Origin of the sequence: Clostridium sp., assembly GCF_040797585.1 — a bacterium.
Taxonomy (GTDB): Bacteria; Bacillota; Clostridia; order Clostridiales; family Clostridiaceae; genus Clostridium_Z.
The window spans coordinates 1-7,256 of sequence record NZ_JBFNEO010000147.1; the positions used below are offsets into that span (position 1 = coordinate 1).

The 7,256-nt window shown below is 31.4% G+C and carries 4 protein-coding genes and 2 pseudogenes; 5 read left to right on the forward strand and 1 reads right to left on the reverse strand.

Translation table 11 applies throughout. From position 1 onward, the window contains the following. From AB2369_RS09670 to AB2369_RS09690, 5 genes and pseudogenes are all read left to right on the forward strand, one after another. Positions 1 to 226: pseudogene (locus tag AB2369_RS09670) on the forward strand (phospho-sugar mutase); the annotation flags it as partial. Positions 227 to 599: 373 nt separating this feature from the next. Continuing rightward, the gene (gene pfkA, locus AB2369_RS09675) at positions 600 to 1,559 is read left to right on the forward strand and encodes a 6-phosphofructokinase (protein ID WP_367666275.1); all 960 of its coding nucleotides are present in this window, start codon (positions 600 to 602) and stop codon (positions 1,557 to 1,559) included. A 174-nt stretch (positions 1,560 to 1,733) separates the two neighbouring features. Next, a pseudogene (pyk, locus tag AB2369_RS09680) lies at positions 1,734 to 3,149 on the forward strand (pyruvate kinase); the annotation flags it as partial. Positions 3,150 to 4,140: 991 nt separating this feature from the next. Further along, positions 4,141 to 5,058, forward strand: a complete 918-nt coding sequence (locus tag AB2369_RS09685; RefSeq protein WP_367666276.1) for a ribonuclease Z — start codon at positions 4,141 to 4,143, stop codon at positions 5,056 to 5,058. A 67-nt stretch (positions 5,059 to 5,125) separates the two neighbouring features. Continuing rightward, complete coding sequence (locus AB2369_RS09690; protein WP_367666277.1) at positions 5,126 to 5,506, forward strand: DUF1540 domain-containing protein; 381 nt, start codon at positions 5,126 to 5,128, stop codon at positions 5,504 to 5,506. A 68-nt stretch (positions 5,507 to 5,574) separates the two neighbouring features. Here the strand turns inward: AB2369_RS09690 and gltS are convergent, their stop codons facing one another. Further along, positions 5,575 to 6,759, reverse strand: a complete 1,185-nt coding sequence (gltS, locus tag AB2369_RS09695; RefSeq protein ID WP_367666278.1) for a sodium/glutamate symporter — start codon at positions 6,757 to 6,759, stop codon at positions 5,575 to 5,577. Positions 6,760 to 7,256: the final 497 nt, after the last annotated feature.

Sequence of the window (7,256 nt, forward strand, 5' to 3'; positions counted from 1 at the left end):
CTCAAAATCCTACGATTTTATAAATGAAACAGAAAATAATATAAATTTACCAGGGTCAAATGTACTAAAGTTTATATTGAATGATGATTCTTGGTTTGTTGTAAGACCTTCAGGAACAGAGCCTAAGATGAAAATTTATTTTGCAACTAATGGAAAGACAGAACAGATTGCAAATGAAAAATTAAATTTAATAGAAAAGGCAGTTTTAAAAATAATAGAAGAGTAAATGAATTAATATATAACAAAAAAGAAATTAAAATCTAAATATTATAATATAACCCCATATTTATTATATGAATAGTAAATAAGGTAAAAACTTTATATAATATTTTTAAGAATGATGAAAATAATATTATTAAAAGGATATATAAATATCTACTAATAGTATTATAAATATTCCTAAGTTGAAAAATATTACTACTAGAAGTAAAATTGTATTATAAAGCACTTTACTCGTTTACATTCTAAGTAAGGAGAATTAAAAAAATTTGCAAAAATCTCGGATATTTTGTAAAATAATTATGATTGATAAGTGTGTTGGGAAAATTTTAGCACGGGTGGGACTGATGAAGTCCCGGCGGTGACAGGAGGAATTGGATATGAGAAAGATTGCTGTATTAACTAGTGGTGGAGATGCTCCAGGAATGAATGCTGCAATAAGAGCAGTTGTTAGATCAGCTTTGGACAAAGGCATAGAAGTTATGGGAGTTCAAAGAGGTTATTTAGGTCTTATAAATGGTGAATTATTTCCAATGGATAGACATAGTGTTTCTGATATAGTTCAAAGAGGAGGAACAATCCTTAGAACAGCTAGATGTTCTGAATTTAAAACAGAAGAAGGAAGACAGAAGGCGGCCAATGTACTTAAGATATATGGAGTAGATGGACTTGTTGTTATAGGTGGAGATGGTTCATTTACAGGAGCAAGACTTCTATCAAAGCTTGGGGTTTCAACTATAGGACTACCAGGAACCATAGATAATGACCTTACTTACAGTGATTATACTATAGGATTTGATACAGCTTTAAATACAGTATTAGATGCTATAAATAAATTAAGAGATACTTCATCTTCTCATGAGAGAGTAAGTATAGTTGAAGTTATGGGAAGACATTGTGGAGATATTGCACTACATGCAGGTATAGCAGGTGGCGCTGAAGGAATAATAGTACCAGAGAAGGAATTTGATAGGGAAGAACTTTGTAAGGTTATACTAGAAGGAAAACTTAAAGGAAAAATGCACAACTTAATACTTCTTGCAGAAGGTGTTGGTGGTGCTTATGAATTAGCAGAATATGTTGAAGAAATGACAGGAATAGAAACAAGAGCTACAATCTTAGGACACACACAAAGAGGTGGAAGTCCATCAGCCTTTGATAGAGTATTAGCTTCTAGAATGGGACATAAGGCAGTAGAGTTATTACTAGAAGGTAAGAGTGCAAGAGTAGTAGGAATTAGAGGCGGAAAAATAGTAGATGATGATATAGATGAAGCTTTAGCTATGGAAAGAACCTTCGATGAAGAATTATATGAAATATCAAAAGCTTTATCACAGTAAAGTAAACATTAATTTAAATTTACTTTAAATAAATTATATATAAATGAGTCTAAAGGCTTTATAATTAAAATATCTAACCTTAAGAGGAAAGGTATTAAGATTGCAAAGTCTAGTATAAATAAAGTTTAAATATGCTTAATAAATGTGCTTAATAATAATAAGGGAGTGTATTACATGAGAAAAACTAAGATAATTTGTACAATAGGACCAGCAAGTGAAAAAGAAGAGGTACTATCAAAGATAATTGAAGCGGGTATGAGTGTTTCAAGACACAATTTCTCTCATGGAGACCATGAAGAGCACAGAAAGAGAATGGGACTTGTTAAGTCTTTAGCGAAACAGCATAACAAACCAATAGCAGTAATGCTTGATACAAAAGGACCAGAAATAAGAACAGGAAACTTCTCAGCAGGTAAGGTAGAGCTTAAAGAAGGCAGCAGCTTTACTATATATGCAGGTGGAGATGTAGCAGGAGATGAAACAAAATGTTCTGTTACTTATGATGGACTTGCAAAAGATGTTAAACCAGGAGATATGGTACTTATAGATGATGGTTTAGTTGGATTAGAAGTTCAATCAGTAGAAGGAAACATGGTTCATACTCTAGTTAAAAATAGTGGGATGGTTTCAAACCACAAAGGAGTTAATGTTCCAGGAGTTTCTATAAAACTTCCAGCTATAACTGAAAAAGATATAGCAGATTTAAAGTTTGGTTGTGAAGTAGAAGTTGATTTAATAGCAGCATCCTTTATAAGAAAAGCTTCAGACGTTGAAGAAATAAGAAAGGTTCTAAAGGCAAATGGAGGAGAGGATATAATGATCTTCTCTAAGATAGAGAACCAAGAGGGTGTTGATAACATAGATGAAATAGTAGCAGCATCAGATGGTATAATGGTAGCAAGAGGAGACCTTGGAGTTGAAATTCCAATAGAAAAGGTGCCTCTAGTACAAAAACTTATAATAGAGAAATGTAATAAAGCTGGTAAGCCAGTTATAACTGCTACTCAAATGCTTGACTCTATGATAAGAAATCCAAGACCTACAAGAGCAGAAGCTTCAGACGTTGCTAATGCAATATTTGATGGTACAGATTGTATAATGTTAAGTGGAGAAACTGCAAATGGAAAGTATCCAGTAGAAGCAGTGGAAACTATGGCTAAGATAGCAGAGAGTGTAGAAAAGGAATTAGATTATGCTAAGATCTTATCCAAAAAGAGAAAAGAGCATATTCCAGGAATACCTACAGCTATAAGCTTATCTTCTGTAAATTGCGCTATGGAACTTGGTGCTAAGGCTATAATAGCTGCAACTCAAAGTGGAAGTACTGCTAAGATGGTATCTAGATATAGACCAGAATGTACAGTAATAGCTGTAACTCCATATGAGAAGGTTGCTAGAAGTCTTGCTTTAAGCTGGGGAGTTTACCCAATATTAGCTGAGAAGCAAAGCAACACAGATGCATTAATAGATAAGTCTGTAGAAGGATGTTTAAATGCAGGATTTATAGAGAAGAATGACTTAGTTATAATAACTGCAGGAGTTGCTGTAAATGAAGTAGGTTCTACAAACCTATTAAAAGTACATCAAGTTTAATTAAAAAATTATTGAATATAGAATAAAGGATAGATGGAATTTACCATCTATCCTTTTATATTATGGCTACCGACTGTAGTACATTCATCTACATGCAAGGTGGAGGTGTTACAGTTGCTACGTCCTTAGATTAACTTATATAACCTTCATATGGAGAAAAGAACACTATGTGAAGGAAGATTCCTTCTATATGATGGCTAGAAGTTGTACCTTAATCTGCATACAATGTGGAGAACAGTTGCTATGCCACTATATTAACTCATTTAATCGTAAGAGAGTGTAAAGAACTCTATCTGAAGGATGGTTTCCTCTATAATATAAATTAAAAATATTAAATTCACAAAAAATTTACAAAATTTTGTTAAACTTTGGTATATAACCTATAGGAGTGGTAAATAAATAATGATATAATTAAAATTTGTCTGAGTAGAATTAAGAAAATGGCAACTGATTCTAAACAAGGCTATTGCACCTTACAAAGGTGCATTTTTTTTGCAAAAAATCAAGAAAATCTAAATTTTACGCAACCTATATAAGATACTTTTGAAAAAATTATTAAATGGTATATTATAGTTTTAATCACTATAGTATACCATTTAGTGTTTTTAGCTGATGGCTAGCAACTGTAATACCCCTAAAGGAAAATTCGTTCTATGTAAAATATTAGTTTGTTTTTATCATAAGAATTATTTCTAGGTATACTTTGGCGTAGTTTTATATATCTTTTAATAGGTTATAATATTTGTAACTAAACTTCAAGCTATCGTGATTTACAGCTTATTTAAGGATTAGTTTAGAGATAGATAAATTTTATTTTATAGATTATTGTATGATAGTTAGACTTTAGAACAATTGGCATTAATAGTTTAAAGTTTTAAAATACTAAAATTCATCTTTTGAGAACCTAAAATTTCAATAGGATAATTTAGATAGCACAAAGAATTACTCTAAAGATTAAGGGGAATAAGATAATTTAAGGAGGAGTCAAATGATAGAACTAGCGCTTTTAGGAGTAGGTGGAGGGATGCCTATGCCAGGTAGGTATCTTTCTTCTCTTCTTATAAATTATAAAGGAAGAAAAATATTATTAGACTGTGGAGAGGGCACTCAGGTATCTATGAGAGAGCTCTCAAGGGGATTTAAGACCATAGATTTAATTTTAATAACCCATACTCATGGAGATCATATAAATGGACTTATAGGCCTTTTATCAACCCTTGGAAATAGCGGGAGAGAAGATAAGGTAACCATAATAGGGCCTAAAGGGATAAGTCAGGTTATGGATGCCTTTAAAATATTAATTCCTTATCTGCCCTATGCAATAGAAGTAATAGAGGTAAATGAAGATGAGGATTTCTCTTATAGATTTATGGATATAGATATAAGAGCAATATATGTAGAGCATTCTGCACCATGTATATCCTATAATTTTTTCCTAGCTAGAAGGAGACAATTTTTAAGAGAGAAAGCGGAAGAACTTAATATACCTAAAGAAAGTTGGGGTTTACTTCAAAAGGGTAATAAGGTAACTATAGGTAATAGGGTTATTGATTCTAATTCAGTATTAGGCCCAGAAAGAGGAGGAATTAAGTTCTCATATGTAACAGATACTAGACCTATAGAAAAGCTAAAGGACTTTATTAGAGATAGTGATATTCTATTTTGTGAGGGAACCTACGAGAGTCTTGAAAAACTAGAAAAGGCTTTGAAAAATTATCATATGACCTTTGAAGAAGCAGCTACCTTAGCTAAGAGTGGAGAGGCTAGAAAATTAATTCTTACACATTTTTCACCAGCCATAGCTAATCCAGATGACTTTATTGAAAATGCTAAAAATATCTTTGGAAATAGCTTTATAGGAAGAGAAAGAGAAATTATTAGCCTAAGCTTTTTAACAGAAAAATAAAATTCAGTATATTGAATAAGAACCAGGGGAAAATATTAAGATAATACTATAAAAAAGGTGGTAGCTTATGAATAAATTAACCTGCAATGAAGTTAATTGTGTAAATAATATGGGAGGGTTCTGCACAGCAAGGGTTATACATATAAATGGTATTTTAGCAGATGAAAGTGTAGATACCGATTGTGGAACCTATGGAGAAAAGATTACAACCAAAGCATTAAAAAACATAACTAATGTAAATTTAGGAGGAGCTATAGCCCAAGGTCTTAATATGAATTCAGTTGAAATATCTCCAGGCATTGTTTGTGATGCTGTAAAATGTATATACAATACTGGGAAAAGAGGATGTAGTGCTAAGAACGTGTTAGTAAACACAGATATCTTAATACCATCAGGAAGTCCATATTGTGAAACTTTTCGTGAAACAGAAGCTAAAGGACATAGATAATAATTAATGGCTCCATCTTCAATTAGAAGAGGAGCCATTAATTATCTATATATTAAGAGGTTAAAGTATTATTGTAATAAGTTAATAAACAAGGTTATAACCAAAGAATTAGAGAAATCCACAAGGAAGGCTCCTACTACAGGAAGGATGAAGAATGCCTTTGGTGAGGCACCATATTTAGAAGTTATGGCTTCCATGTTAGCCATTCCGTTTGGAGTAGCTCCCATTCCAAAGCCACAATGACCTGCACTCATAACAGCAGCATCATAGTCCTTTCCAAGAAGTCTAAAGGTTACAAAGTAAGCAAATATAGCCATTAAGATAACTTGTCCTACTAATAAAATTAGAAGAGGACCAGCAGTACTCTTAAGTTCCCATAATCTAAGATCTATAAGAGCCATAGATAAGAATATATTAAGGCTAGCATTACCAATCATATCAACACATTTTGAGTTTATGGTCCATTTCTTTGTTCCTTCTCCTAGGTTTACTATTACAGCAGCTATAATCATAGCATTTATATAAGAAGGTAAAGTCACATTGATACTTTTAAAGAATAATTCAAGGATAGTTCCAAGTCCCATGGCTATAAATATAAGTGAAAATGTATTAAATAAGTTAGTTGAAGTTACTTCTTCTGACTTTTCATCACTATCTGAATGAAAATCCTCACTATTACTTTTTAAATTGTTTCTACTTATTAAGGTTTTAGCTATAGGGCCACCTATTAAGCTACCAAATATAAGACCGAAGGTAGCAGCAGCCATAGCTGTACTCGATGCCCCAGTTAAACCATGGGTATTCTCAAATAAGGCTCCAAAGCTAGCCCCAGTAGCATGACCACCAGTCATGGTTACAGATCCAGCAATAAGACCAAGGAAAGGGTTTACCCCAATGATTTTAGATAAAAACACTCCAAGGATATCTTGGCATATTACTAAAAGAACCGCAGCCACAAAGAATAATACTACTTGGCGTCCACCCTTTTTTATAAGTTTAAAGCTAGCACCTAGTCCAATAGTGGTGAAGAAAACTAGCATAAAAGGTGTTTGTAGTGTGGAATCTAATTTTATAGATATAATACCACTTTCCGTGAAAATCAAATTCAAAATTGCAAATATAAGTCCTCCTACTACAGGTGCAGGGATACAAAATTTTTCAAGAATAGATACTTTAGTTTTTACAAAGGAGCCTATGTAATAAAATAAAATAGCTATAGCTGTAGTTTGAATCATATCAAGTTTTAAAGTCATAAAAAAACCTCCTTTTGATGTAAGTAATAATTAAGTTTATATGATTCTTAATAATTAAAGTAGAGAATTATTCATAAATATGAAAATTCAGATATTTTACTTGTAACGGTATAAAGTCTATTGTTATTATATAAGATTTTTCTGATATATTCCACATAATATAACAAAATAATAAAAATCATTTAAAAAAGAAAAGACTTGAATAAGAAATTTTGAAATATACTAATCTATTTTAACACAATAATACTAATGAACAATTAGTGGATTAGTGGTAGAAATTAAGAGTATATGGAATTAAAACATTATATATGGTGTAGTAATAAGAATTTAGTATAACTAAAGATTTTACTAATATGACCTATATATATTTTTTATTAGAGAATTTATATTTAAGTTTCATATAATTATAATTTTTATATTATTCTTAATAAACAAGCTTTATTAAAGGGTATATATAATAAATTTGAATTTTATTTAGACGTTTAATTAAATAAGGG